At 37.8% G+C, this 26620-nt stretch carries 29 protein-coding genes; 20 read left to right on the top strand and 9 right to left on the bottom strand.

Going from position 1 to position 26620, the window contains the following annotated elements:
- Window positions 1-51: 51 nt before the first annotated feature.
- A complete protein-coding gene (locus tag MCBB_RS04835) occupies window positions 52-2208 on the top strand; it encodes a DUF2206 domain-containing protein (RefSeq protein ID WP_071906696.1) in 2157 nt (718 codons plus the stop codon).
- Window positions 2199-3353: a glycosyltransferase family 4 protein gene (locus MCBB_RS04840; RefSeq protein ID WP_071906697.1), complete on the top strand. Its 1155-nt coding sequence runs from the start codon at window positions 2199-2201 to the stop codon at window positions 3351-3353. The genes MCBB_RS04835 and MCBB_RS04840 overlap by 10 nt, the downstream gene beginning before the upstream one ends.
- 198 nt (window positions 3354-3551) lie before the next feature.
- Here the strand turns inward: MCBB_RS04840 and MCBB_RS04845 are convergent, their stop codons facing one another.
- The 9 genes from MCBB_RS04845 to MCBB_RS04885 all read right to left on the bottom strand — a co-directional run bounded on the left by MCBB_RS04845 (window position 3552) and on the right by MCBB_RS04885 (window position 14167).
- Window positions 3552-4538: a glycosyltransferase family 2 protein gene (locus tag MCBB_RS04845; protein ID WP_084789787.1), complete on the bottom strand. Its 987-nt coding sequence runs from the start codon at window positions 4536-4538 to the stop codon at window positions 3552-3554.
- Between the two features lie 162 nt (window positions 4539-4700).
- On the bottom strand, window positions 4701-5753 hold the full coding sequence (locus MCBB_RS04850; protein ID WP_071906699.1) for a glycosyltransferase family 2 protein: 1053 nt from the start codon (window positions 5751-5753) through the stop codon (window positions 4701-4703).
- A 51-nt stretch (window positions 5754-5804) separates the two neighbouring features.
- A complete protein-coding gene (locus MCBB_RS04855; protein WP_084789789.1) occupies window positions 5805-7061 on the bottom strand; it encodes a glycosyltransferase family 4 protein in 1257 nt (418 codons plus the stop codon).
- Window positions 7062-7302: 241 nt separating this feature from the next.
- Complete coding sequence (locus tag MCBB_RS04860) at window positions 7303-8385, bottom strand: glycosyltransferase (protein WP_071906700.1); 1083 nt, start codon at window positions 8383-8385, stop codon at window positions 7303-7305.
- A 257-nt stretch (window positions 8386-8642) separates the two neighbouring features.
- Window positions 8643-9731, bottom strand: a complete 1089-nt coding sequence (locus MCBB_RS04865) for a glycosyltransferase family 2 protein (RefSeq protein WP_071906701.1) — start codon at window positions 9729-9731, stop codon at window positions 8643-8645.
- A gap of 95 nt (window positions 9732-9826) precedes the next feature.
- Window positions 9827-10567 carry a glycosyltransferase gene (locus MCBB_RS04870; protein ID WP_071906702.1) on the bottom strand — a complete coding sequence of 247 codons (741 nt, stop codon included), beginning with the start codon at window positions 10565-10567 and terminating at the stop codon, window positions 9827-9829.
- A 127-nt stretch (window positions 10568-10694) separates the two neighbouring features.
- Complete coding sequence (locus tag MCBB_RS04875; protein WP_071906703.1) at window positions 10695-12128, bottom strand: flippase; 1434 nt, start codon at window positions 12126-12128, stop codon at window positions 10695-10697.
- 205 nt (window positions 12129-12333) lie between these two features.
- Window positions 12334-13263 (bottom strand): NAD-dependent epimerase/dehydratase family protein, encoded by a 930-nt coding sequence (locus tag MCBB_RS04880; protein WP_071906704.1) that lies wholly within the window; start codon window positions 13261-13263, stop codon window positions 12334-12336.
- Window positions 13264-13741: 478 nt separating this feature from the next.
- Entirely contained in the window at window positions 13742-14167 is a 426-nt protein-coding gene (locus tag MCBB_RS04885; RefSeq protein ID WP_071906705.1) for a DUF1616 domain-containing protein, read from the bottom strand.
- A gap of 697 nt (window positions 14168-14864) precedes the next feature.
- On the opposite strand from MCBB_RS04885, the gene MCBB_RS04890 reads away from it, so the two are divergent.
- The 18 genes from MCBB_RS04890 (at window position 14865) to MCBB_RS04975 (ending at window position 26602) form a co-directional block, all read left to right on the top strand.
- Window positions 14865-15143, top strand: a complete 279-nt coding sequence (locus MCBB_RS04890) for an energy-converting hydrogenase A subunit A EhaA (RefSeq protein WP_231916411.1) — start codon at window positions 14865-14867, stop codon at window positions 15141-15143.
- The gene (locus MCBB_RS04895) at window positions 15140-15643 is read left to right on the top strand and encodes a hypothetical protein (RefSeq protein ID WP_071906706.1); all 504 of its coding nucleotides are present in this window, start codon (window positions 15140-15142) and stop codon (window positions 15641-15643) included. The genes MCBB_RS04890 and MCBB_RS04895 overlap by 4 nt, the downstream gene beginning before the upstream one ends.
- Before the next feature lie 150 nt (window positions 15644-15793).
- Complete coding sequence (locus MCBB_RS04900) at window positions 15794-16042, top strand: DUF2109 domain-containing protein (protein WP_071906707.1); 249 nt, start codon at window positions 15794-15796, stop codon at window positions 16040-16042.
- Between the two features lie 282 nt (window positions 16043-16324).
- Window positions 16325-16609, top strand: coding sequence for a DUF2108 domain-containing protein (locus MCBB_RS04905; RefSeq protein WP_071906708.1), 285 nt, complete (start codon window positions 16325-16327; stop codon window positions 16607-16609).
- Window positions 16602-16862, top strand: coding sequence for an EhaE family protein (locus MCBB_RS04910; protein WP_071906709.1), 261 nt, complete (start codon window positions 16602-16604; stop codon window positions 16860-16862). Before MCBB_RS04905 ends, MCBB_RS04910 begins: the two co-directional genes overlap by 8 nt.
- A complete protein-coding gene (locus tag MCBB_RS04915) occupies window positions 16859-17341 on the top strand; it encodes an EhaF family protein (protein ID WP_071906710.1) in 483 nt (160 codons plus the stop codon). The genes MCBB_RS04910 and MCBB_RS04915 overlap by 4 nt, the downstream gene beginning before the upstream one ends.
- Window positions 17299-18018, top strand: coding sequence for an EhaG family protein (locus MCBB_RS04920; protein WP_071906711.1), 720 nt, complete (start codon window positions 17299-17301; stop codon window positions 18016-18018). The genes MCBB_RS04915 and MCBB_RS04920 overlap by 43 nt, the downstream gene beginning before the upstream one ends.
- Before the next feature lie 6 nt (window positions 18019-18024).
- Complete coding sequence (locus MCBB_RS04925) at window positions 18025-18705, top strand: hypothetical protein (protein ID WP_071906712.1); 681 nt, start codon at window positions 18025-18027, stop codon at window positions 18703-18705.
- Window positions 18706-18822: 117 nt separating this feature from the next.
- Window positions 18823-19038: a DUF788 domain-containing protein gene (locus tag MCBB_RS04930; protein WP_071906713.1), complete on the top strand. Its 216-nt coding sequence runs from the start codon at window positions 18823-18825 to the stop codon at window positions 19036-19038.
- A gap of 62 nt (window positions 19039-19100) precedes the next feature.
- Window positions 19101-19967: a respiratory chain complex I subunit 1 family protein gene (locus tag MCBB_RS04935; RefSeq protein ID WP_071906714.1), complete on the top strand. Its 867-nt coding sequence runs from the start codon at window positions 19101-19103 to the stop codon at window positions 19965-19967.
- 171 nt (window positions 19968-20138) lie between these two features.
- Window positions 20139-20399 (top strand): hydrogenase, encoded by a 261-nt coding sequence (locus tag MCBB_RS04940; protein WP_071906715.1) that lies wholly within the window; start codon window positions 20139-20141, stop codon window positions 20397-20399.
- Window positions 20400-20412: 13 nt separating this feature from the next.
- Complete coding sequence (locus MCBB_RS04945; RefSeq protein WP_071906716.1) at window positions 20413-20739, top strand: DUF2104 domain-containing protein; 327 nt, start codon at window positions 20413-20415, stop codon at window positions 20737-20739.
- Window positions 20736-21194: a DUF1959 family protein gene (locus MCBB_RS04950; RefSeq protein WP_231916412.1), complete on the top strand. Its 459-nt coding sequence runs from the start codon at window positions 20736-20738 to the stop codon at window positions 21192-21194. Before MCBB_RS04945 ends, MCBB_RS04950 begins: the two co-directional genes overlap by 4 nt.
- 4 nt (window positions 21195-21198) lie before the next feature.
- A complete protein-coding gene (locus MCBB_RS04955) occupies window positions 21199-21648 on the top strand; it encodes an NADH-quinone oxidoreductase subunit B family protein (RefSeq protein ID WP_071906717.1) in 450 nt (149 codons plus the stop codon).
- Window positions 21645-22781 (top strand): hydrogenase large subunit, encoded by a 1137-nt coding sequence (locus MCBB_RS04960; protein ID WP_071906718.1) that lies wholly within the window; start codon window positions 21645-21647, stop codon window positions 22779-22781. Before MCBB_RS04955 ends, MCBB_RS04960 begins: the two co-directional genes overlap by 4 nt.
- 225 nt (window positions 22782-23006) lie before the next feature.
- Window positions 23007-24062 (top strand): 4Fe-4S binding protein, encoded by a 1056-nt coding sequence (locus MCBB_RS04965; protein ID WP_071906719.1) that lies wholly within the window; start codon window positions 23007-23009, stop codon window positions 24060-24062.
- Window positions 24063-24064: 2 nt separating this feature from the next.
- Window positions 24065-25426, top strand: a complete 1362-nt coding sequence (locus MCBB_RS04970; protein ID WP_071906720.1) for a 4Fe-4S binding protein — start codon at window positions 24065-24067, stop codon at window positions 25424-25426.
- Between the two features lie 150 nt (window positions 25427-25576).
- On the top strand, window positions 25577-26602 hold the full coding sequence (locus MCBB_RS04975) for a hypothetical protein (protein ID WP_171899090.1): 1026 nt from the start codon (window positions 25577-25579) through the stop codon (window positions 26600-26602).
- The last annotated feature ends 18 nt before the right edge of the window (window positions 26603-26620 follow it).

Below are 26620 nucleotides of genomic sequence, written 5' to 3' on the forward strand. Positions count from 1 at the left end.
TTACAAGGTACTATGTTGAATATTTGTATAACGATAGGTTAGGGGTTATAAATGGAATTTTTCAGTGCAGTAACGAGTAAAGCAAGGAACTACTTGCTAATAATAATTTCAATGTTATTAATTACAGACATAACTATAATATTAAACATCCCATTTTTAAGGGAGATAACATCCTTCCTGTTCTTCACGGTTGTTCCTGGAATTTTGATACTCCAACTATTGGGAAAGGATAATCTGGAATTCCTGAAGAAGATTTTGATATCCATTGGATTGAGTGTTTCCATATTGATATTCATGGGCCTCATCTTAAACAGTCTTTACCCATTCTTAATTAAACCATTATCCTTGGGGCCGGTATTGGTTTCCTTAAATATATTGGTTATAGCCATGGCTTTATCAGCTTATCTAAAGAATAAAGATACATTCATGGTTAACTTCTTCAATTTGAACTTCAAAATTGGTGATAAGTTAACTGCTCCAATTATATTTCCAGTTCTGTTTCCTTTACTTGCAGTTCTTGGAACTTACCTGATGAACACCACTCAAAACAACATTTTATTGATGTTGATGTTGTTTTTGATACCACTTTATCTGATTGCAGTTGTTTACCTGAGGGATAAAATTCACCCTGCAACCTACCCCATTGCAGTTTGGTTAATAGGTTTAAGTCTGCTTTTGATGCATGGTTTAACCTCTGCTCATGTAATGGGAAGGGATGTTCACAGTGAGTTCTACTGCTATCAGCTTACACTTGCCAATTTACATTGGAACATCCATGACTACTACAATCCCTACAACGCTTGCTTGAGTGTTAACATACTGCCAGTTGTGTACCATGTACTCTCAAATATGGGTGGAGAATATGTATTCAAACTTTTCTTCAGTATCCTGGGATCCCTCACACCTTTGATTGTGTATGTGGTTTCAAAAAAGTATATAGGCAAAAAATATGCGTTTTTTGCAGCTTTACTCTTCACGTTCCAGATATTCTTCATCTACATGTTAGGGGCATCCAGGCAGGAAATAGGAATTCTATTCTTCTTCCTGGCTGTCATGGTAATATTTGATCCAGAATTGGAAAATACACTGACTAAAAAGGTCTTGTTCCTATTATTCATGTTTTCACTGGTGGTTTCACACTACACAACATCATACGTGGCATTTATAATAATGGCCACGATATTAGTAGTTCCCTTTTTAAGGGGCCTGGTTAAAGAGAGGAAGCTTGTAACGACCAACTTCGATCTGATACTCATCTCCCTGATATTCATAGTTGCATGGTACCTACTATTTGCAAAGGTTCAGTTCACAGCAGGTGCACAGGTCATTGGAACTACAGCAGCAGCTACAGCAGCAGCTGCGTCTGCAGGTTCAGGTTCTGGAGCAGCTAACTCTTTAGCATCTTCAAGGGGTGCTTATGTACTGGGAATTTTAGGGATAGTCCTTAAGTCAGTTCCAAATACCATAAGTGTGATAGTTCATGATGCGATATTTGCAACGATCATGCTGGGATTTGCAACCGTTGCGTTTAAATACAGAAAATTCAGGGAAAAAATGGATGCAGAATATTTAATGGGAGTATGTGTATCCATAATTTTACTGGTCTTGTTCGTTGCATTACCCTACATATCCATTGCATACGATGCAGCAAGGCTTTTCTTCCAGGTGTTGATATTTGTAGCGCCATTATTTGTTATTGGTGCAATGACCCTGTCGAAGATCATTAAAAAACCAAAATGGGATGTTTTAATAATTTTGGTGCTCCTGATATCAATTTTCTCATGTGCCACCTACATGCAGTACCATTTCTATGGCACACCCTATTCACCTGATTATGATGCCAATGGAACAGTAAGAGGAGAAACATATTTATATGACAGTGAATTAACCTCTGTGAGCTGGCTGAACAACAACAAGGTAAATGGATTAACTGTTTACTCAGATGGGCATGAATCCTCAAGATTTGAACTGGTGTATGGTTCCAATCCAAGTTACAAGCAATCCTTCTTCACATGGGATACTTCATTCTTTGCATTGAATAAAACAAAGAAATCAGGTTACATCTACTTAGGTAATGTCAACGTTAAATATAATCAAACCTATGATGTGTATGATGATATTTCTGTTCATAACATGTACATCTACTCCCATTTATTCAAGGGCAAGTACAGGATCTACGATAATGGGGGAAGTCAGATATGGCTTTAAAAGATAAAAAGAAGATCCTTTTTGTCCACCACACTGCAATGTGGTATAGGAAACCATTTTTTAAAGGATTAAGTAAAATTCATGATGTTGAATTTGTTTTCAACAATGTTGAACGTTACAACATCACCTATGATACAGATCTCTCCCCTGTAATTGAGGGACTTGAAGGGGTTAATTACACAGTTAAAAAGAACTTCATGGGAATCTCATGGGGAGCCCTTCGAAAAACCATGGGAAACTATGATGTCTTTGTCGGAGGAAGTTGGGATACACTTGGTGATTCATTAGAGACAATGTTACATTTCCTGATTGTAAAAATTAAAAGAAAACCCTTCATACTGTGGAGGGAAGATTGGGATTGGAATGTTAACTCCCTTAAAAGAAAATTTGTCAAGGTATTAGCAGGTTTTTTTGGTAGAAATGCCGATGCAATTCTCGTTCCAGGTTCAAAGCACAGAGATTTTTTCATTTCTCTAGGTGTTGAACCTGAAAACATTTTTATAATGCCCAATGTAAGCAATATCACAGTAAGGGAAGAGGATTACACAAACAGAGATGAACTTGAAGGGGAGTTTGGATTTGAAGGTAAAAAGGTGATCCTCTATGTGGGTCGTTTAATAGATCTTAAGGGTGTGAACTACTTGATTGAAGCATTCGCCCAGCTTTCAGAGGATATTGAAGAAGCAGTTCTATTAATCGTGGGTGAAGGGGAATGCAAGGAAAAGCTTGAAAAACTTTCTGAAGAACTTGGAATTCAGGAAAAGGTGTACTTCACAGGAAGTATTGACAATGAACTTCTGGGAGCATATTACCTTCTTTCAAATGTTTTTGTACTGCCTTCAATTACAACCTACTTTGCAGATGCATGTCCTCTTGTTGTTAATGAGGCTATGACCTTTGGAAAACCGGTTATAACCAGTGATGCTGTTGGAACAACTTTCATGATTGAAGATGGAAAAAATGGGTTTGTTGTACCTGAAAGAAATTCTGAAGCACTTTACAGGGCAATTGAAGCTGTTCTCTCCGATGATGCACTTGAGAAAAGAATGGGATATAATTCAAAAGAGCTAATAGAAAAAGATTTTACCTACAAAAAAATGTTAGAAGGATTTCAGAGGGCATTGGATCACCTTGAGAATCGATGAAACTTTCATCCAATTAACTTGAAAATCCCATTAACCTAAAGAATGCATCAATAAGTAACGGATGCATCTTCCTTCTAAGTAAGATCTTTAATTCTTCGTTAAATTAGTTCTTCACCAAATTAATCCTTTAACTAATTATTAACTAACTTAACTTCTTTAAATAAAACTTCTTTAAATAACGAAATAATTTCATCTGCCTTATCTCATCATCTTTTTTATTAAAAGTACAAGGTTGATCTTTAATATTTGAACTATGTAACGTGGAACATACTTATAATAACTTTTTTGATGTGTTTTAAGGAACTTAAGAGATGTGTTGATTTCAGAGAAGGTTCTCCTGATGAGATTCTTTTTTTTACGAGATACACTGGTTTTATGCCATATCTTAGAGTTCAGATTCGAAACTATCTTGTAACCCTGTTTTTTAAGTTTAATACAAAGATCAATATCCTCCATCCCAAAGAAAAGTTCTTTGTTCAACAATTTTATGGGTACATCCCGGGTTTTCATCAAAAAACATGCCCCTGAAACCCAGTCACACTCCAGAACACCTTCATAACTCTCAGCAGGATTCCTCTCAGATAGATCGTAGTAACCTGGGTAATTAGAAAGATCAACGATTCCTCCAACGTTTGAGACAACATCGTTTTGTCCATTTGCATCGTAGTAGTAAATCTTAGAGCCTAGAACACCTATCTTAGGATCAGCTTCAGCCGCATCAACAAGTTCCGTGAGAAAATTTTCATCAACAACTGTATCGTTGTTTAAAAGCAGAGTATAATCCTGATCAAAGGCTTTCAATGCAAATCTTATTCCTACGTTGTTTCCTTCAGCAAATCCTCGATTTTCGCTGTTTTCAATGATCATCAAACCTGCACCAAAGGGTATCTCTTCTTCAGAATCTCCTTTGAACATTTCAGTTTCTTGTTCTGTTTTTTGTGTGGTTTTTATGGGTTTGTTTTTGGTGTTGTAGGTGTAGAATGTGGATTGGGGTTTTAGGTTTCCTTGGCAGTATTCTTTTATTTTTTGGATTGAGTTATCCTGGGATGCGTTGTCTACGAGTATAACCTGGTAGTTGGGATAGTTTATCTGGTACAGGGATTCCAGGCATTCAACTGTATCCTCCCAACCATTCCAGTTCAAAATAATAACAGCAACACTAGGCAAATCATCACTAAAATCCACTAAAAACATCCTCCAAACTTTTTTTTATAATTACCAATTTTTATAATCGATTCTTATGGACTGAAAAAAATATTATCTTAATTTTATTATCTTAATCCAAATTTTATTTTAATAGTTCATCTTAATAGTCTAAACATTTTAGCAGTCTAAACATTTTATAGCTTAAACAGATTTAAACAAACTTAAAATGATTCTTGTGTATGAATTAATGATTAGCTTACTGTAATCACGGGCTTTCATACTGTTACGTCCTAATAAACTTCCAATCACAACAAAAGAACCTTCTTTTATAAGGATGAAGCTGTAAAGAATCTTTTCCCATGCAGTTGCGTACCTTAAAACATTTTCCGTTGTGTTTTTGGTACTGAGTATGGTCATCCTATTTATAACATCTTTCCGGGTTATGGATTTACCTCTTTTATGGTACACTACTGATTTTGGAGCAAATTTGGCTTTCCATCCATGTTTACGGGCTCTAAGAGATAGTTCTGCATCTTCCCCAAGGGTGATGAAACTTTCATCGAGGATACCTATCTCTTTAAGCATACGGGTTTTGTAGAGTGCTGCGGCAGCCATGGCACCAGTAACATCATCGTCACTGTCATACTGACCTTTATCAATTTCCCCATGGCCCCTGTCCACAACTCTTCCCCATTTGATTATGTGGCCTGCAGAATCTATTACATCAGTGTTGTAGGCATTTAATAACTTCGAACCTACAATTCCAATTTTAACTTCCTTTTCTGATACATTCACCAGTTCGGTGATGAAATTTTTATCCACCACAGTGTCATTGTTTAAAAGAAGCACGTAATCGACTTGGAGTTTTTCAAGTGCAAATCTTATTCCTATGTTGTTTCCACCTGCAAATCCATAGTTCTCAAAATTTTCTATCAATATTAAACTCTGGTTGGTTTGTGAATCCTTGAATTTACCCGTAAATGACTTCACTTCTTGTTCTGTTTGTTGTGTGGTTTTTAGGGGTTTGTTTTTGGTGTTGTAGGTGTAGAATGGGGATTGGGGTTTTAGGTTTCCTTGGCAGTATTCTTTTATTTTTTGGATTGAGTTATCCTGGGATGCGTTGTCTACGAGTATAACCTGGTAGTTGGGATAGTTTATCTGGTACAGGGATTCCAGGCATTCAACTGTATCCTCCCAACCATTCCAGTTCAAAATAATAACAGCAACACTAGGCAAATCATCACTAAAATCCACTAAAAACATCTCCGAATCATCAAATCCTTAATATTACTACTCATTGATCCCTTACCCATATCTTTTTAAAGCATCTTTCAAGTGCCTTTCAAGGCGTTTTCCAGCATGATCCAGTGTCCAAAAATTTTGAACCAGTTCAATCCCATTTTTACCCATCTCTTCCCTCTTTCCATGGTTTAAGAGAAGTTCAGTGGTTGCCCTGGCAAAGTCTAGTTCATCCCTTTCAGTCAGCAGCCCTGTTTTGTTGTGGATAACGCTTTCCCTCACTCCACCCTCTTTTATACCAACAACTGGAGTACCGCATGCCATAGCTTCCAGTGGAACTAAACCAAATGGTTCCAGGTGTGGAGCGTACAGTGCAAGTTTAGCTTGGTTGTAAAGTTCTACCAGTTCCTTGTCATCGATCATGTCCTTTATCTCAAGTTCAACTGATGATTGTAAGGCCAGATCCTTAAGATAATTGATCCATTGAGTGTCAGATGCATTGGAGACTATAACCAGTTTAGGTCGGATCTCGGGTTTAACAAGCCCCAAAGATTTAATTAGAAAATCATAGCCTTTTGCGGGTTTACATGTTCCAACAGAAATTACAAAATTCTTATCAGGTTCCTCACCTTTAGATTCCTTCTGGGATAGATTCAGTGGTTTAAAAAGTTTGGTATCCACTCCAAGGTATGAAACAAAGGAGTCAAGACCGTAGTTTCTAAGGAGGGATTCCCGTGAAAAATAGGAATTTGAAAGGATGTAATTTGAAAATGAAGCATTGTATGCATCAATTTTGGTCTCAAGTTCAACTGCGTACCAGTGCTTCACCTTTTCAATCAGATTCTTCAATCCTTTTTGCTTATTCCCCGCCCTTTTTTCCACAACCTTCAGTATGGCATCGTGGTACCTTGAGGGTTGAGGACAGTAGTAAACAGCAGGTTTTTTAATGTACTTCAGGAAGTAGGGTGAAAGGGTGTACATGTCCTGTTCACTGAAAACCACATCATAATCCCGGTTGTTGATATGTTCTGCAATTTCCATCTGTGTTTTTTCATGATCGTTTGGAGAAGATTTAACCCATAGAAGATAACGGAGATTGGATAGTTTGGATCCAAAGAAACTCTTTTTTATGGGGAACACAGTTACACTGGATGCAACATTTTCAAGTGGCAGATAATCCTCATTTGCAGTTGAAGGCACAAAAACATCCACAACATGTCCATTTCTTGTAAGGTAATCAACGTATCCATATAGGGCCCTTTTAGCCCCACCTGAAGGTAAATTATGGAACACTGCTATTTTCATTTGATTGTAATCTTGCATTTTATTCCTCTTTAAAGAATCAAAATCACGATTGATATACTTTTTTAAATGTAAACTTTTTAAATTTAAACCCAATAAATATTTTAGATGTAACCTTAGATGTAACTTTTTAGACCTGACCCCAAAACGTTTAACAGTTTTTTTATCAATTTTTAAAATTATTTCGAACTTCAATGATTTAAAACTTTATTCACCTTAAAATTCTTTCAAAGCCAATCATTTATCACAAAGTTAAAATTATTCAAACCAAATCTGAATATATCTCTGCAGTTTTTTCTGCAACAGCTTTCCAGCTGGTTTCTTTGTAGAACTTTCTACAGTTCATCTTCAGATGTTCCTGTTTGGTTCTGTTATTTAATAAATCCTTTATTTTTTCCAGTAAATCCTCTTTGTTACCTGTATCAAAAAGTTCCAAACATTCGTATCTTTCTTTCATGTCCCTGAAATAATCCAGATCAGATGCTATTGTGGGGATGTTGTAACTCAAGGTCATATGGAAAGAACCTGAAGTGATTATCCATTTGTAGGGGAAAAGAGCAATGTCAGTTGCATTAAACACCACTGGAAGGTCTTCATCTTTTATATAATCAAGGAATATCACACGGTTGTCAAGACCGAGTTCGGATGTTCTATGCTTTAAAAAATTGTAGTACTCTTTATGTTCAGCTATCCTTGCTTCTCCAGCCACAAGAAGTACAGTATCTTCGTCAAGTGAATTTAAAATTTCAATAACCATATCGTGCCCCTTATTTTTATGAACAAAACCGAATATGGTTAAAACCTTCTTGTTGGACAGGCCAAGTTTCCTTTTAACATCTTCTTTATCTAAAAAAATTCCTTCAGGAGTTCCATGGGGCATCAGAACAAATTTTTCAGCTGGACTTCCATTTTTTATCATGAACTCTGCCATCTCCCTGTTGTGGACGATGATCCTGTCTGAAAGATTGAGGAACTTGAGGGTTAACCTGTCCATAATGGATTCAATAACGAATTCATGCACAGTTAGAACAACTTTATTCCTTTTCCAGAACTTCAAAAGGAACATCATGAGGGGTATATAATTTATGAACCAGTTTATGAACCTTGGTATGTATGGTACGAATCCGAAAAGTCCTGGCTGATACTGTATATGTGTTATTTCAGATCTGCCAGTGCTTTGAACCATTTTAAGAAATGGAATGGGACTTTTTGAATTCTGTTGGGTAATGGGAAGCACTTCAATTTCAAGATCCTTGAAATTTTGCAGTTCATCAACCAAGAAATTGGAGTAGGTTGCTATTCCACATTTTATATTCCACGTTGTGATGAAGTTGACATGGATCATGTTTATTTTTCCCTTTTTTTAATTAGATCCTTCAATTAACATTAAGAATCTGTATTGCAGTGTTTTTATAACTTAAATCTATTTTTCAGGTATTTTTTGTTTAGATCATTCTTTATTAATAACTCAACAATATTAATTAACTCAATTTAAGATTAACAGAAACTATTCCTCTTATAGAGTTACTCCTAATAGAAATTCTCTTACATTTGATGTGAAGGTTGTAATTCCAGAGTGACCCGATTCAATATTTGAATCCCTCAATGGAATAAACCATCCTTCACGCCTCTTATAAACGCTTTGTTATCGTTAAATTCCATTTTATAAATGCTGTTGTAGAAATATCTGAAGTTCATATTCCAGAACTTGTAGCAGAAGAAGTACAGTATGAAGGATAGGAACTCCTTTCTTTTTGCGTATTTCTTCATGAACCAGAACATGTTCCTGTTCATGTAATAGATCATGGTTGGATTGGGGACTGATGAAGAAACTTTATGCCATATCACAGCTTCTGGAACAAAAACAGAACTGTAACCTTCATTTTTACCCCTTATACATAAATCTGTTTCTTCCCAGTAAGCGAAGTACTTTGGATCGAGAAACCCGATTTTTTCCAGCACTTCCCTTTTTGTTAAGATACAGGAACCCTCCACATATTCAACAGTTTTAATCTCATCGTACTGTCCATGATCCACTTCTCCAAAGCCTGTAGACTGTGACATCCCCTTATTAAGATTTAAAGATCCTCCAGCAAATGTTAAAACATTATCTTTACTCTCAAAATCATAGAAATATGTTTTAGGACCCACAAAACCTATTGATGGTTCTTCCGATATTTTTTCCATTAATCTCTTCAGGAATAATGGATCAACAACGGTGTCGTTGTTCAAAAGGAGAACGTAATCTGATTTTAAAGTTTCAATAGCGTACCTAATACCTATGTTGTTTCCTTCAGCAAATCCATAATTTTCATCGTTTTTTATTAGTATCAACCTTCTGTTAGGTGGAAGGTTAAGATCATCCTCTTCTGAATGACTTGACTTTCCAGAAACATCACCATGAGCATTGAATGTTTTAGGAGCTGTTTTTTCAGAGCTTATTTCCTTGTTGGTGTAACTTTTAATGGTTACGGGTTTGTTGGCACTGCTGTATCTGAAGAATTTGGACTCAACAGGGATCTTACCCTCACAGTACAATTCTATTTTACTCAAAGATTCATCCTTTGAATCATTATCTATTAATATCACATTGTAATCATGATATTCGATACGATAAAGAGATTCTAAGCATTCTATTGTATCCTTCCAGCCATTCCAGTTGATTATTATAATTGAAACAGTACCGTTCATATTTTTTTCCACCGCATCAGGTGTTGAAGTTTATCTGGTTTTTATCTTGTTTGTACATGCCTTTTTTGAAGATTTTTTCAAAGAATTGGAACTGCCTACTTTTCAATCCTCTTGTACAATTTCATGGTTTTATCTTTGAGCCAGGGTAATCTTGCCTGAACATTCAAAGGATAGATGGTTACCCATTTCCCCATTGTTGTGAAAATAGCATTATAATTATTTCTATGCTTCTTTAAAAGTTTTTTCAAGCTTATCTCATATTTATCTGAAAGTGAATCTCCAGGGGATCTGTGGTAAAGGTTGGATGGAATAACATAAACATTGTAACCCCTCTTTTTAATGCTCAGGCTGTAATCAACACTGTATAAATGCCAGTCGTCACAAACTGCCTCATCAAATTTGAGAATTTCAAATACACTCCGTGGAATGATAAAAAGACATTCATCAAGGGTTTGCACTTCCACTGGAGAGTTGATAACCCTTTCAGATACTCTTTCAGGTGGAATGTCATGGGTGATGTTACTGGTCACATCTTCATCCCACTTGGCTATGCCTGCAACCCCTGCAATACCAAGGTTTTCCAGAGAATCCAGGGTTTTTTCAGTGTCTTCAAGCCATTCACTTGATTCAAGATCAATGTCCTGGTGTACAAACATTATATACTTCCCTTTTGCTTTCTTTCCACCTTTATTAAGGGCAGATGCAGCTGATGAAAAGTTTCCGGTTGTGTTATCCATCAAGATCAGTTCATAATTCACTGATTGATTCTTTAAGCTTTTGATCAGGAAATCATTCAAAACTTCTTCGTTGTTGTATACACAGACTATGGAAATCATATTATTATACCGTTAAATATTCCTTTTTTTTACTTCCCCTTTTATTCTTTTTTACTTTCCCTGTTACCCTGTACTTGTGATCCTTTAGGTTTTCAGTCAGGTTTTCGAAATTTTTCTTTAAATTTTCCTATCTTTTTAGTGTCTGTTTTATCAAGTCCCTGTCCACATCATCGATGCCCCCAACGATGTAAAGTGCTGCAAAGTATACTAAAATACCCAGGACGATGAGTAGGAATAGATTCAAATAGTGGAAGTGGAGAAGGAAGATGCTCATGACTGTACTTGCAACTATAACCCTTGCCAAATCCTTTAGAACTATCTTGTGTTCAATTTTATATCCCAGTTTGTAGCTTGTGGATATTATATATGATACCAGGATAACTTCAGTTAACAGTGTTGCAATACTGGCTCCAATAAAGCTGTAACGTGGTATCAATACTAAATTTAGCAATATATTAATTATTACACAAATTATTGAAATTTTAGTTATAATCAACTGTTTATTTATAGATTGTAACAGCTGCACGAATGATGCACCTATAAAGGTAAATACCATGGTCCATATCAATATTTGCAGGGCACCAACTGATTCTATATATCCACTTTTGAAGATCAGCAGTATGATACTCTTTGCTAAAATGGTTGTTCCAACTCCCATTGGAATTCCAACGATGATCATGTACTTGAAGTACCTCTCATACATCAGATTCAGGGATTCCCTTGAAGAGTTGTAAAAACGGGACATAACTGGGAATACAGCTGTGTTTATTGTTGTTGGAATGAAAAGGGTAACAAGCATTAGTCTGTAAGCTGCACTGTAGAGACCCACAACTTCAGTTCCCTGGAATACTGATAGCATTATTGAATCAATGTATGTGTACAGGTTTCCACTCAATCCTATTAACCCAAAGGACCAGGCTTCTTTTATGGTAGGTTTCCAAAAACTCAAGTCAATTTCAAATTTAGGCATTGAAAATTTCCATATGTACACAGAGCCAACGTAAATTAAACTCAGTGCATTTGCAATTACGTAAACCAAAGCAAAGAATGTGACACTGAAGTTGTAACGAATTCCTATGAGAACGCCTGCAAATATCAGGATGCTGTTCAGTATGTTGTTTACAGAGAGATACTCCATTTTTTCATGGGACTGAAAGATTGCAGCTAAAATTCCGCTGAATGAATTCAATATTACAGATAACGTGATTATATAAATAACATTAGCCACCATGGGACTGTAATGGAAACAGTAAACAAGCAGGGCTATGGATCCAAAGGTTAAGATTGAAAGGGGAACTTTCATCAAAGCAAGATTAACAATATATTTATTTGATAACGATTTATTTCGGGCAGTTTCTCTGATCATCAGGGTGCTGAGGCCCATATCAACAAAAACTCCAAAGATGGCAGTTATGGATAGAGCCAGGGAAATAATACCAAAGCCATTAGCTCCCAAGTACTGGCCAGTGTACATGGTGATGAAAAAGCCCAGTACATACGTAAGGATCTGGGATAAAAACATCACACCAGTGTTTTTGGCTATTCTCTGCACTGTATTCATCGATTGACACCTTTATAAGATTGAAACTTTTATAAATATATAAACTTAAATTCTTTTTTTTATCATTTAAGATGTATATTCCTTTTTTGAGGCATACTATTAAATTTAAATAAATTTTCAAAAAATTATAAAATTTATAATTTTATTTTTTATAAAAGTAGAAATTACTTAGGAACCTTGTTTTAAATGGATATTAAGGTTTGGTTCAATTTTCACCAGTAAACCATTTAACAGTTTCACCGAGTTCAGCTTTGAAATCATCCTCAGGATGAAATCCAATGGATCTGGCCCTTGAAACATCTGCAAAGGAATGTTTTATATCACCCTGCCTTGGATCTTCATAAAGGGGTTCAACATCCTTTCCAAGAACCTCATTTATAATTTTAACAAGCGTGTTTATACTGGTACTCCTTCCCAGAGCTATGTTGAAGATTCCGGCTGCACTGGATTCACATACATGGATGTTGGCATCCACAACGTGTTTCACGTAGATGAAGTCTCGTGTCTGCTCCCCATCACCGTATATAACAGGTTTTTCATCGTGAAGTATGGCATGTATGAAGTTAGGTATGACAGCTGCGTACTGGGAGTTGATGTCCTGTCTGGGACCGAAAACATTGAAGTAACGAAGTGCTGCAGTCTCAAGGCCGTAAACTTCCCTGAAGGCGTTGCAGTACAGTTCATCAGTTGCCTTGGTAACTGCGTAGGGTGACATTGGATCGATTGGATCATCCTCAGATATTGGGAGTTTCTCTGTTTCACCGTAAACAGCTGAAGAAGATGCCATAACCACCTTCTCAACATCTGTATCCCTGGCAGCTAGAAGCACCTTCAAGGTTCCTCCTACGTTGATGTTGTTGTACTCTTCAGGGAGTTCAACACTCTCAGGCACACTCGCCATGGCAGCTTCATGGAAAACATAATCTTTATCGTCAAATATTGCCTTGAGATTCAGTTCAGTTATGCTTCCCTTTATTACGTCAATATTTTCTTGAGGAAGGTGTGCAATGTTCTCAAATTTTCCTGTTGACATGTCATCTATTATTGTGACTTCATTTTCCTCAATCAAAGATTCTGTGATGTGTGATCCAATAAAACCAAGACCACCGGTTACAACTACCTTCTTGTCCTTCATTATAATTTTCTCCAACTTATTGAAGTTTATTTCAATGATTTCATATTGATTATTTCAGTGATTATTTCAGCATAGACTTTTTTAATATTAACAAGTCTCATTATATCTGGAATTATTTTGGAATTGGAGTTATCAACTCTTAATTATTACATCCTTTAATTCTTAGATCCTAACTCTTTATAATTGATTTAACATTTAATTACTTCCCTAAATTATTCTCAAGGGATTTAATTATTCAGGGATGCTATTCAATTAATAAAAGATTATTATAGTCATGAATGGGTTTTAAGTTTAAATCTTAAATAGTTTTTAATTTTGTAACTAATAATGATTGTGCAACCTAATATATTTTAAAACAATTTTTTTACCAAATGATTCAGATTTTGAGGTATCAGACATCTTCAAAAATATTTATGGCTTGAAAAAAAATGAAAAAAATAAAACTTAGACATAATACGTCCAGTTAACGATTTTTGGATCAGGAAACGTTCACAGTTAAGTAAACTGACCTGTAAACCTTACTTTCCTCTGGGAGCTTGTAAAGCAGGAATTCAACTGTGTTGTTACCCCTTTTTGTAAGGTTAAATTCAACAGGAATCTCTATTTTTCCATTACTTGGAAGTGTTAGATTGGATCTATGGTAGATGGTGTTGTTACCAGATTTTACAATGAGATTGTAGGAAGTTTCCATGTATTCATGGTTCACAATACCCATGGTTACGTTACCTGTTTCACCGGCGCTCATGTTAATGGGATAATTTCCTGCCTTTCCATTTTCACCAAGGATGTAAAGTTCTGTGAATTTTTCATTGGGTTGAGGGTTAACCACTATGTAAACAACTGCAGAAACCCCCAGAATAATCAAGATAACTAAGATTGTTGAAATGGTTTTATCAAGTTTCATGTATGTTAACACCTTGTCTTACAATCAAAATAAGTAGTATATTTTATGTAACTATTACATAACTAGTACATCTTGTCTTATAATCTTTTACAATGAGATTATTTAAAAATAAATTTAAAAATAAAAATTCTTTCTACAACCTGACTTATTTATACAATAAAATCTATTGTGACCACGTTGAAACAGTTTAGATCATAATGATTGTTTTTAAAATGAGACAGTAACTATCGTTAATTTTTTGTTCATTGTTCAATTTTTGTTCATTATAATAATTTTTTGTTCATAGGATTGTTCTCTCCATTTTCCTTGCTAATTTTTGTATGAAAAATTCTTTCCTTTAACTAATTTTTTCCTTATTTTTTTCATAAATTCAATTAACAGTTTAAAATTCAATTGAATCAGTTTTTTAGGATTATTTAAACTTTAAAATTATTTTTAGGACTTTAATGGTTTTTTATTCTATGTATTACTTACCAACATTTTATATTTATTATAATGTCCATTTTTTTTAATATTCATGGGTTTATTCTGCTGAAATATTAATTAACTCCGTTAAGTTTCGTTTTTTGAAACAAGCTTTAATTACTTTGTACAATTAAACATATTTCTGTTAACAGGGGCTAAGTAAAAACATTTATATATTGTGTTGATGTACCCTTTTATCATGATTATTCATGTTAATGTTGTGTATACGATGATGAGTTACATACTTGCCATAATATCTGCAATAATTGTAGGATTGATTTTGAGAATGCCTTTACTTCCTGAAAGACCAATGAGGCAGTCCTGGACGATCAGCGTTATATTTCCAACGGCAGTACTTGCCGTGGGCTTTACAGCCATGGTATTTGGCCTTGGTTATGAAGGGACCAATGGAATGATCATAGGAGTCATAGTTGGGGTGTTGACAGCACTCTTCTCAAAATTCTTTCTTGAAAAAATTGTTCCAAGACCCAAAGTGGAGGAATCAAATTGAACGAGATACTGGGAATTCTGATTGCAGCAGTCATATCCTGGATCAACTTCGTGCTCATAGACACATGGATGGGACTTCCTGAAGCCCCCGGTGTAAAGGGTGCAGAAGTCATAGGAAGAGACGTACAATCCCGGGGAGGAGACCTTGCAGGAGGATTCTTCCAGGGAAACATACTCTGTTCACCTGATGCATCCGCAGGAACACTTCTTGCAGCAATTGGATGCTACGCAATAGGAATACCTGAAGGTGGATTAATAGCTGCAACTCTTGTTTACTTTGGTAACAGGCTCTGTGCAGACCAGGGATATGCCGGCACAACAGGCGCCCTTACCATGACCTGCATAATAGCTGCAACATCCTTTATAGGCCTCACACCTGCAGAGTTCATTGTTGGAATGGTACTTGCAATCATCACGATTCAGGGAATCAGCCACACTCATGCTTCAAGGCTTATTGGGAAAATTGCAGAGAAAATGGGAAGACACACTAAGTTAACCTAAATGTGTAACTTGAGATTCGATTTAAAGTTTAAAAAATTCAAACTTCATAAAGAACTTTATAAAAATAGATTTTTTTATAAAATCATGGAATCTTAAAAATCATTCAAAATCCTAAAAATTGTGTAAACAAATCTAAAAGGTACGATAATAATGTTGATGGAGATCCTGGGCATCATAATAGTGGTGATGGCTTTAAGAACCCTTTTTGCAAGGGACAGATCTGAGAGAATGCTTTACCTAAACGTCATAGGTTTTGCACTGTCTGCAATGATAGCTCTCTACATTCAGACACCTTTCGGTGCTATAATGGCAATAACGTTCTTTATAACCTCTACTTTAAGCTCAAACGCAATAGCTTACTCAATTGGAAGGGTGAAAGAGGAGATCATAAAGGAGTGAGCTGTTGGTTTGAAATTCAATCTTTGAATTGGCTATCTGAGGGTTAATCTGACAAAAGGTAGTTGAGAATTGCGATCTTGAAGCAAAAATCATTTGTAAGTAGAAATAATCCTTTATGAGTAAAAACTATCCGAAACAAAAAAAATCGCAAAAAGAATCATGATTTCTTCAAAATACCAAGTTCATTGAATTCATATTGAGAACTACTTAGTATTGAAAACACATGAATTACACATTAAATAAAACATGTAAATAACAAAACCCAAAAGAAACGGTGAGATGATGTATCCAATCTTAGATCTCATAAATTTAACAACAGTGTCTGCGGCAGTAGCTCTAATAGGTGCTGCAGGTCTGATAATGCTCCCAAAACCTATTGATAAGGTTATAATGCTAGCAGTCCTTGAAGGCGGTTTTATTGGAATGGTTGTGGCTGCAAAGTATCTCGACGTTGCAATGGTTGCTGCAGTATTTGATCCAATTTCAACTGTCATCCTGCTTATGGCAATCATAAAAATAAATGACATAAGAAGAAAAAAATCCCAGGAGGAAGGGGCAGTTGCTTGATATTTACATATGGTTCTACACAGGATGTGCCCTTGTGATAATTGGTTGTATAGCCACGGTGATTGGCCCTGGAGTTAAGGATCCAATAGTAAGGGTTATAAACACAGAAATACCTGCAGTGGGTGTTTCAATGATCTTTTTAACCTACAACGATACAATCGCCCTTGTAACCTACGTTGCAGCAACGGTTTTAATAACCATGGTTCTTTTGAGGGCTGTTGTAAGACTTGAAGAAATGGGGGCAGAACTTTGAAGAACCTAGCACAAATGTGGAATTCCCTTGCAAACCCAAAAAGTATTCCAAGGGTTTTTGCAGTTATTCTCAGCGTTGTACTTCTTGCAGGATTTGTGATACCACTTTCACTCAACGATCATCAGTTGTATCCAAAACCAACACCTCAATCACAGATAAATGCACAAAACCCACTGGCACCCTACGACAGAGGAGGCAGTCCCCTTCAGGAGAGGGGAACTGTGAAGGCTCAGTACCCAATGTTTTCACCTGAAATAGGTCAGGTAACAGCTTACCTCTCCCCAATTGCAATAGGTGTTAAAAACACAACACTCTACTACGGTACATCCATCTATTCATCCCCTGGTGGACTCATAGATGAGATATTATACTACACACGTGGTTTCGACACGGTACTTGAGTCAACCATACTCATGATGGCATTCACCATAGCTTCATGGGTTGCAATAAACTTCACAATGAGGAGGGAAGAGGATTGATAGTTCCCGATGTTGTATCTCCAGTTGTGGTTGCACTCTACACGCCTGCAGTAATAGTCGGTATAGTTGCTGGTCTCATAGGTCTTCTTGGAATATCCTTTGAGAAAAATGATCTCCACATATTAATATTAACGGATCTTGTGGGCATAGCAATGCTGGTAATAGTCGCTGCAGTTGGAACTGACCTTGCAGAGTCTCTCATACTTCCTGGACTGGTTGTTGAACTTGCAGAAATACTTGCAATAAGCGAGGTTCTCATGAGCAGGGAAATGAGGAAGAACGGAACCAAAGAAGGAAAACATGTTCCATTAATACCGTTACCAATGAAAATGGACATGGAAGTGCTTCACACAGCACCTGTCTTTATTTCAGTCATCCTCATTGCGCAGGGAGCCTTCATGAGTGGATTTACAGGAGGAGCAGTTGCAGGTGCTGGAATATTATTCTACGTACTTTCAAGGACAGTTAGAGGAGTTCCCTCAGGTATGTGGGAAGGAATAGCAGGAGCCTCAGGTATAGCATGGTGTTTCTGGCTTGCAGGATTCATGGTGTTCTTCGTGTTCCCACAGTACTGGTTACTGGCACTCTTCCTTGCAGCCTTTGGAATATTCATAAAAGTCACATTCAAAGCAGGACTCATTGGTGTTTTAGGCAGAGAAGAATTCAAAAAGGAGTAAAATAAAATGGACGTATCAATACTTGGAGCACACCTACTGGGTTACATACCACTTGGGGACATCGTACTCTACATGACCCCATTCAACCTCTTCATGTTTGCAGCAGCACTGGCATTCACATTCCTCATTGCAATCAGCAAAACAGAAGCCCAGGTTGAAGCTGAATTCGGATCCCTCAAGGACAAGGAAGTCAGGGTTGGCAGGGCAGAATTCAAGATAAGAAGGTTCCTTGCAATTGTCTGCGGACTTGCAACTGCAGGGGCAATGATAACAGGAGATTTATTCGATTTCACACTGTTCATATGTCTCATAGGTATCGTGAACATAGGTATAGTTGCAGCTGTTAAACAGGTGGATGTACTGGATGCAGCCTACCAGTACGGACTTATAGCAATGATGGCATCATTACCTTTATTTGGAGGTGCAGCACTGGTACTTGCCTCAACAGGAACCATAAGCCTGCTTCAAATTGCACAACTTCCCTCAACAACACCCATGATGCTTCTAGGATCCATACTGGTATTCCTGGGAGTTGCAGGTGAGAGTGGAGTTGCACCATTTTTTGCAACCAAGGCAGAGATGTTCAGAACCCCAGGTTCACCATTCCTGCTCATAATACACTTGAGTTCACTGCTTGTAATTGTTAGAGCCATTGAAATAATGTTAATCATAAACAAACCATTCTAATGATTCAAAATATGATCTATATGTTTAAAACTGGGAAAACAATAAATATAAGATTTCTTAAAGGTGGGGTACGATTTTCAAGGATATAAAACCCCATAAAAAATTCAGGTGAATTAAATGGACCAATTGAAGATAATAAGCTGGTTTATGTTTATAATTTCTGTAGGGGCCATAATCTATGCCCTTATATTCAACATACCCGACTGGATGGTGTATGGAATTTCACTCATATTCCTACCAACCGGAATACTGTCCTTCGGGCTTTTAGCCATGGCAAGGGGCAGTAAAGAAGAGGAAGAAGATAAAAGAAAGGAGCCATTTATTGGATACTAATGTGGGGATTCAAATGAACCTAAAATCAACAGAATCAATATTTAAATTTAATCGGTGATCACATGAATACATTAATGGCAAAAATCCTGTTAAACGTTCTTATCGCATTTCTGGTGGGAAGCCTGCTCTTTGGACTTCAAAGAAAGATAATGGCAAGGATCCAGATGAGACCAGGACCACCCATCATCCAGCACCTTCTTCACACCATAAAATTTTTCATAAAGGAATCAGCATTTCCCCGAACAGCAGCAATGCCATTTTACATTGCAATAACAGCAATGCTATCTCTAATATGGATTGCAGCAATCATAGTGGGTCCTGTCATGGGAGGTTCACTCCTCATAATCTTTGCGATCTACGCAATCCACAAGATCGTTGAGCACAACGCAGGATCCTCATCAGGTTCACCCTACGGTAAAGTCAGCTGTGTGAGAGCAGTTTTCTCAGCAGCAGCCGAAGTACCCCTATTTGCAGTTATAATCCTCATCTACCTGAAAACAGGTACCATGGGAATCAACGAGATTATATCTTATCAATCAATCCACGGACCACTGCTTTACAGTCTGCCACTTGTTGCGATGATGTTCTTTGTACTGATACTATCCAAGGCACCCTACTCCCCATTTGCAATAACCAAGGGAAAGGACATAATTTCCGGCTACGAAACAGAACACTTTGGACTCTTAAGGGGTTACCTCATGATATCCGAGTCAATAGCATGGTACATGCTCCTCTGGATATTCCTTACGGTTTTCATTGGCCCGCTTGGAATACTTGGTTACCTGGTTGGAATGATCATCCTGACGGTGGTAACAGCATTCATATGTGCAACCACACCACTTCTTAATCCAAACCATTCAGTCATGCTCCAGGTGTCCCTGGCATTCATTGGAATCGTTGGATCCCTACTGCTCATGCCAGTACTTTAATTATTAAAATATTAAAAATTAAAAGATTAAAAAATATTTAAGAATTAATTTGCTCATGAAAAAGAGATTCATTATTAAAAAATTACTATTAAAAGAAACTAAAGAAAATATTAACAATGGATTTAATTTAAGCTTAAATGGGAATTCATCAAGATTTAAGAGGAATTCAAAATGGAAGAACAAGAAAAAGACACCATATTTTTCATGGCTCTGGCAGTTTTTGGAGCTGTACTTGCCAGTGGGCTTGCTGCATTCCTTCAGTGGATGGTTGTCATACCACTGACCATTGCAGTGTTCCTGATACTCATACTAACGGCAATTCAATACAAAAAGAATGCAAACCATTTCTCAGAGAATGCAGAAACCTGGGCCATGGTCATAGTTCTCATAGGTTTTATATGTTCCTTCATATACCTTTACAGGCCTGCATAAACGGTGATAAAACATGGATCAAATAATTTATCTTGTATATTTAATTTCATTCGTAATGGGATCAGTTGCTGGTCTTGTGTTAAGCTACAAAAAATACAAGTCACCCTTTGGGGCTCAGAAAATTGACGTCGTGGCTCTGGTACTTGCAGTGATAGGATGGGTGCTTGCAGTTAACAGCCAGCTCCTGGCAAGTCTGGTTCCATCCTACGTATCCATTACAATAGGTGTTTTTTTAATTGCAATGGTCCTTGGAATGAGACCCGGATATGGAAGATATGAAACAGTTACAGGATTTGCAGTTGCAGCCGTAATATGGATATTAAGGACGGTTTTAACATGAACGATCACACAAAGGACCTTGAAAATCATTCACAAAGTCAGGATCAATTCTCTCCATCTGAAGATGTATTTGATAAGGATGAAAAACTCTTAAAGGTCATGAAAGAGAGAATAGTGAGAAGTTACAGGTGGCATGAGGATGTGGTTCTTCCAATGGCAGAGGAACTCAAAACAACACCCGAAATGTTCGAGGAGATCCTAATGAAACACCTGGACATGTCCAGCCTTGAAGCACTACACGCCAGATTTGAATCAGCAAAGTTCAACTGCACCCGAGAGAAGGTGCACTCAGATCTCAGGCTGTGCTGGCTTACAGATGTTATGGAAATCATCACAGAAGAGGAAACAGAGGAAATAGAAATCCGAATAACCTCTGAAGTAGTTTATAATGGAAAAAATTACGATGAAGCCATAGAAGATGGTAGAAAGGAATTATTAGAATTTTTGATGAGGTAAGGAAATGGTAAAGTCACTTAAGGACATTGTAAGAAGCGGTTCAATTCATGTCTGTCTCATAAACACCGGAGGATGCAACGGCTGTGACATAGAGGTTGTTGCCCTCATGTCACCACGCTACGATCTTGAACAGTACGGTATCTACGTGCATCAGAACCCAAGGGAGGCAGATGTTATACTGGTTACAGGTGCTGTTTCAGAGCAATGGAAGGATAAACTTCAGAGAATATATGCCAAGGCACCGGAACCAAAGATAGTTGTTGCAATAGGAAACTGCCCACTTTCAGGTGATGTTTTTAATCAGGAAGGCTGCAGCATATACGCACCGGTGTCAGACTTCATACCCGTGGATGCAGAGATTCCAGGCTGCCCACCACGACCATCAGAAATTCTTGCAGCAATACTTGCAGTTGGACCAGATGCAATAGCAGCCAGAGGGAGGGAGAAAAGATGATACTTCCATTAGGACCAATACATCCAGCTTTTAAAGAACCACTACGATTAAAACTTAAAACAAAAGGAGAAAAGGTTTTAAGTGCAGAGGTAGATTATGGTTACGTTCACCGAGGAATAGAAAGAATAATGGAGGGAAAAACCTGGCAGAAGGGAATATTCCTCTCAGAGAGGGTGTGTGGGATATGCTCATACATACACACCCAGACCTTTGCAGAGAGTTTTGAAAAAATCGCAGGTGAAAGGGTAACACCACGTGCACAGTACCTCAGAGTCCTTACAAATGAACTTGACAGGATACAGAGCCATCTCATTGCTAATTCAACCTTCTTCAAGGCCCTTGAACATGAAACACTCTTCATGAACATGCTGGCACTTAGGGAGCCCATAATGGATGCAATAGAGTTACTGACAGGTAACAGGGTTAACATGGGCTGGAACGTTGTGGGTGGAGTCAGGATGGATGTTAAACAATCCCACCTTGACCCGATACTCCAGATCGTTGAGAACCTTGAGAAGGACTTCGATAGATACGTGGAGATGTTCGAGCACGGACCAATGCTTGGTTTAAGATCCAAGGGTGTTGGAATAATGACCCATGAAGAGGCAATAAAGGGCCGTGCAGTTGGACCCATAGGAAGGGCTTCAGGCCTGAAACATGACTGCAGGGAGGACCATCCAACCTACCAAGACTACTTTGACTTCCACACGGTCTGGAGGAAGGAGGGAGACAACTTCGCACGTACAATGAACAGATTCGATGAGATAACCGAGTCAATTGCACTCATAAAAAAGGTTATAGAAGATCTGCCCCAGGGTGATGTACGTAAGAAGATAGATATACCTGCAGGGTACACAGAGTGGAGAAATGAAGCACCCCGTGGAGAAGTTTCCTATATGGTGGAGACCAATGGAAACCTGATAAAACACATCTCCATACGAACACCAAGCATAATGAACATAGATTCCTGTGCCAAGTACATGTTACCCAACATTCCAACGGTTGCAGATGCAGTTGCAACTTACACTTCTTGTGATCCATGTGTGGCATGTGCAGAGAGGGTTGTTATCCTGGATGAATCTGGAAAAAATCAGGAGTTCCATGGAGCTCACAACGTCAAGTACGTGAAATGAAATTTAAGGGTTAATCTAAGGGTCCAATACTCTTAAACTTCAAAATAAATTCAAATAAAAACAAATAAAAACAAATTCAAAAATTCAATCAAACATTCACATAAATAATGAAATTCCACTAAACATCAAATCAAAGACTAAGCATCAAATCAAAAGGGTTAATCACCTAAAATCACCTTAAAGTAAGGTTATTAAACTATAAAAATAAAAAAAAGATGGTTTAACATGTCCTCGGTAATATGGTATCTATACGAATTTGCAAGAAAGTCCTGGGCTGAAAACTTTGCAGCAGCCAAAACGGATCCTGAAATAATGGAAGCACCGTCAAGGTTTCGAAATTTCCCTGAAGTTCATAAAGAGTATTGTATAGCTTGTGGTGCATGTACAGCAGCGTGTCCTGCACCCATGGCAATAAAACTCATCAGAGATGAAGATAATACTCATGAAGAAGGTGCTACATATCCTGTTATAAACAACAGGGGTTGTATCAGATGTGGTTTCTGTGCAGAAGTCTGTCCAACCGATCCTAAAACCATAACCTGCGGTGAGAATCACCTCATAAGGGAAGAATTCACCATCCTCCCAGTTGAAAAGATGTTTGTGATCGACGATTACCTCTGCATCCGATGCAGAAAATGTATGGATGCCTGTAAGGTTGAGGGTGCCATTGTCAAGGATGACAACAAGATACTGATAGACCAGACCAAGTGCATAGCGTGTGGGGACTGTCTAAAGACATGCCCTGTAAAGGGTGCAATAAAGGGAATATACATCTCCAACGTTGAGGAACAGAAGGCCATCATACGATTGATCGTCAGCACACTCGAATCCACCATAGAAGCCCAGCAGGAAACAATCAAGGAACTCAACCTTTACGATGACCCCCAAAGTGTTTTCAAAATGGACATGCCCATAGATAAACTCATGGAAGAGGCCCGCGAGATACTTCCAAAGGATGAACTCATAGTAGACCTCATTGAGAAGATAACCGACAGGCTAAAACTCAGAATCATAACATGGGACAAAGAGAAATGTACCAACTGCAGGCTATGCGTAAATGAATGTCCATCAGGTGCAATAACCTACGATGAGGAGAAAGGAGTTCAAAGAAATCATGATAAATGTTTAAGATGCAGTATATGCCATCAAACATGTCCATTCGGTGTTGCAGGTTACTACGTTGCAAGGTTCCTGCTGGATAAGAGTACACCCGAGCTTGAGGTGAAGGATGTTATCCACATAACCTTGAAAGCTTCACAACTACCAATAAGGAGTTCATAAACATGTCAACTGCTAAAACTTCTAAAAATAATAAAAAGCCCTACAAACCCCTCAGGGAAATAGATGTGGAGTATGAAGTGGACAACTCCAAATGTGAGAAATGCACAGATAGGCCATGCCTTCAATCATGTCCAGTGGATGCCCTCCATGAGATACCACCAGACAACCATATAGAACTGGATGATAAGTGTGTAGGATGTGTACTATGCAGGGAATCATGTCCATACGATGCAATAAAGATGCAAACAACACTATCTGAGCCCATAAGGGAGAACGTTCCCAACATAAATCCCAAACTCTGCAGGAGATGCGGTGCCTGTGTCCAGGCATGCAAAACAGGAGCAATCCAACTCGTATCCTCTGGAGGGGAGGAAGCCCACAGTGTAATAGATGAGGATAAATGCGTGCGTTGCGGATACTGTTCACGTGTCTGTCCAACAGAGGCAATCAAGTACGGTGAAATACTTCCAAGATCCGTTGTTGGTGGGAAGGCAATAGTGGTGAACCAGAAAAACTGTATAGGCTGCATGACTTGTACAAGGGTCTGCCCATCCAAGGGAGCCATAAACGTGGGAGAGGTCAGTAAACTGCCCTACATAAACCCTTCATACTGTGCCAGATGTGAGGAGTGTATGAACGTCTGCCCATCATCAGCCATAAGGTATTCCTCAAGAAAAAGGGCCTATCAAACCTTCAACAAGATCAAAACCATGGAGATAATCTCTGAACTCCTTGAAAAAGAAACAGGAAAACTCTCAAAGGATTCAGTTCGAATAAACAGCATCTTAAACAGGGTGGCACGTGATGTCAGTTTCAAACATGATGAAGAAGAGTTTCAGGAAGATGTAACTGAACTTATAAAAACCCAGATAGCGGAAATTGTAGATTCAGACCTTGAAATAACAGATATAAAAGATATCATAGGGGCTACAAAACCTAAAAGAGAAATAGGGATTGTTGATGAGAACTGTATAGGCTGCGGTGCATGTATAGAGGAATGTCCAGTTGACTGCATAGAACTTGAAATGCCATCACCTGTACACGTAGGTCCAGAATGTGTTTTCTGTGGAAAATGTGTTGAAAGCTGCAGATTCGATGCCATAGATCTAACCGAAGAACTCTTCCAGGTGGATGATGACAGAATACTCCTGGTTAGAAACAGGATCATGGGTCCGCGTAACGGTTCGGTCATTCCAGATGATAATTCATGCCAGGCTTGTGGAGTCTGCGTCAGGAAGTGTCCTGTGGATGCATTAAGCCTTGAAAATGATAAGGTAAATGTTGATGAGGATAAATGTATTTTATGTGGTGAATGTGAATCAATATGTCCTGTAAATGCCATTAAATTAAATCTGGCAAGATGACTTTTTTTATAAGGCATTAAGGCCACAGAAAACTATAACATATTAAATTTAGAAAATATTACCATAATCCATAGAGATGGAACCATATAAAATGGAATTCCATTTTTTTTAAGTGGAATACTTTCTTATTATGAGATGGGAGGATAAATTTTGGGGAAAAAATTCTTTGTTTCCGACTGTGAAGGCCCAATATCCACAAATGACAATGCATTTGAACTTTCGGGTCACTTCATAGAAGATGGAGAAAAATTTTTTGAGATAATCAGTAGATATGATGATGTTCTTGTTGATGTTGTAAGGAGAGAAGGATACAATGCAGGTGGAACATTAAAATTAATAACACCATTTTTAAAGGCATATGGAGTGGATAATCAAACCATAACAGATTTTTCAGTTGAAAATGTTGTGCTGCTCAAGGGAGCAGTTGAAACACTCAAATTCATAAACTCCACAATGCCTTCATTCATAGTCAGCACCAGCTACCAGCAGTACATAGAAGCCCTCTGCAAAAGAACAGGTTTTCCATACGAAAACACTTACTCCACCAAACTCAACATCGACAGCTTCAACCTAGATCCAGATGAAGCTGAAAAGCTCATGGAATTCAGGGAGAGGATCATCCGTAACCCTGAGTTTGAGGTGCTTGATAACATATTCTGGAAGGAAATTCCATCAATGGAAATTGGTGGAATAATGGAATCTGTTGATCCTGTTGGTGGTGAAGGTAAAAAAGAGGCAATTCAAGATATAATGAGGAGATTCAACCTTAAGGCTTCGGATCTCTTCTACATCGGAGATAGTATAACCGATGTTCAACCCGTAAGATTTGCAAACCAAAATGGTGGAATCTCAGTATCATTCAACGGCAACGAATATCTTATACCCGAGGCAGAAATAGCAGTCATATCTGATAACACTACAATAACCTCTTTGCTTGCAGATATATTCAACAGGTACGGTTCAGACACTGTACGTGACTTTGTGGTTTCATACTACAAGGATCCGGAAACTGCACTTGAAGCTGGTTTTATCAATCCAAAACTTGCAGAAAAGGTTTTAAATTATAAACTGCCCCAGGTTGAAATTGTAAACTGTGACAACATGGACAGTTTAATAGAAGAAAGCACCAAATTCCGTAGAGAAGTGAGGGGCGAAGCCATTGGAGGGCTCGGATAACTTTGTCCATTAATTCTA

It is taken from the genome of Methanobacterium congolense (assembly GCF_900095295.1).
In the GTDB taxonomy this organism is placed as follows: domain Archaea; phylum Methanobacteriota; class Methanobacteria; order Methanobacteriales; family Methanobacteriaceae; genus Methanobacterium_C; species Methanobacterium_C congolense.

Bases quoted from the DNA above. Each gene is read 5' to 3' on its own strand.
- MCBB_RS04835 (WP_071906696.1), top strand. From the start codon at position 52: ATGGAATTTTTCAGTGCAGTAACGAGTAAAGCAAGGAACTACTTGCTA.
- MCBB_RS04840 (WP_071906697.1), top strand. From the start codon at position 2,199: ATGGCTTTAAAAGATAAAAAGAAGATCCTTTTTGTCCACCACACTGCA.
- MCBB_RS04855 (WP_084789789.1), bottom strand. From the start codon at position 7,061: ATGCAAGATTACAATCAAATGAAAATAGCAGTGTTCCATAATTTACCT.
- MCBB_RS04860 (WP_071906700.1), bottom strand. From the start codon at position 8,385: ATGATCCATGTCAACTTCATCACAACGTGGAATATAAAATGTGGAATA.
- MCBB_RS04865 (WP_071906701.1), bottom strand. From the start codon at position 9,731: ATGAACGGTACTGTTTCAATTATAATAATCAACTGGAATGGCTGGAAG.
- MCBB_RS04870 (WP_071906702.1), bottom strand. From the start codon at position 10,567: ATGATTTCCATAGTCTGTGTATACAACAACGAAGAAGTTTTGAATGAT.
- MCBB_RS04875 (WP_071906703.1), bottom strand. From the start codon at position 12,128: ATGAATACAGTGCAGAGAATAGCCAAAAACACTGGTGTGATGTTTTTA.
- MCBB_RS04880 (WP_071906704.1), bottom strand. From the start codon at position 13,263: ATGAAGGACAAGAAGGTAGTTGTAACCGGTGGTCTTGGTTTTATTGGA.
- MCBB_RS04885 (WP_071906705.1), bottom strand. From the start codon at position 14,167: ATGAAACTTGATAAAACCATTTCAACAATCTTAGTTATCTTGATTATT.
- MCBB_RS04890 (WP_231916411.1), top strand. From the start codon at position 14,865: ATGAGTTACATACTTGCCATAATATCTGCAATAATTGTAGGATTGATT.
- MCBB_RS04900 (WP_071906707.1), top strand. From the start codon at position 15,794: ATGTTGATGGAGATCCTGGGCATCATAATAGTGGTGATGGCTTTAAGA.
- MCBB_RS04905 (WP_071906708.1), top strand. From the start codon at position 16,325: ATGTATCCAATCTTAGATCTCATAAATTTAACAACAGTGTCTGCGGCA.
- MCBB_RS04920 (WP_071906711.1), top strand. From the start codon at position 17,299: ATGGGTTGCAATAAACTTCACAATGAGGAGGGAAGAGGATTGATAGTT.
- MCBB_RS04925 (WP_071906712.1), top strand. From the start codon at position 18,025: ATGGACGTATCAATACTTGGAGCACACCTACTGGGTTACATACCACTT.
- MCBB_RS04930 (WP_071906713.1), top strand. From the start codon at position 18,823: ATGGACCAATTGAAGATAATAAGCTGGTTTATGTTTATAATTTCTGTA.
- MCBB_RS04935 (WP_071906714.1), top strand. From the start codon at position 19,101: ATGAATACATTAATGGCAAAAATCCTGTTAAACGTTCTTATCGCATTT.
- MCBB_RS04940 (WP_071906715.1), top strand. From the start codon at position 20,139: ATGGAAGAACAAGAAAAAGACACCATATTTTTCATGGCTCTGGCAGTT.
- MCBB_RS04945 (WP_071906716.1), top strand. From the start codon at position 20,413: ATGGATCAAATAATTTATCTTGTATATTTAATTTCATTCGTAATGGGA.
- MCBB_RS04950 (WP_231916412.1), top strand. From the start codon at position 20,736: ATGAACGATCACACAAAGGACCTTGAAAATCATTCACAAAGTCAGGAT.
- MCBB_RS04955 (WP_071906717.1), top strand. From the start codon at position 21,199: ATGGTAAAGTCACTTAAGGACATTGTAAGAAGCGGTTCAATTCATGTC.
- MCBB_RS04960 (WP_071906718.1), top strand. From the start codon at position 21,645: ATGATACTTCCATTAGGACCAATACATCCAGCTTTTAAAGAACCACTA.
- MCBB_RS04965 (WP_071906719.1), top strand. From the start codon at position 23,007: ATGTCCTCGGTAATATGGTATCTATACGAATTTGCAAGAAAGTCCTGG.
- MCBB_RS04970 (WP_071906720.1), top strand. From the start codon at position 24,065: ATGTCAACTGCTAAAACTTCTAAAAATAATAAAAAGCCCTACAAACCC.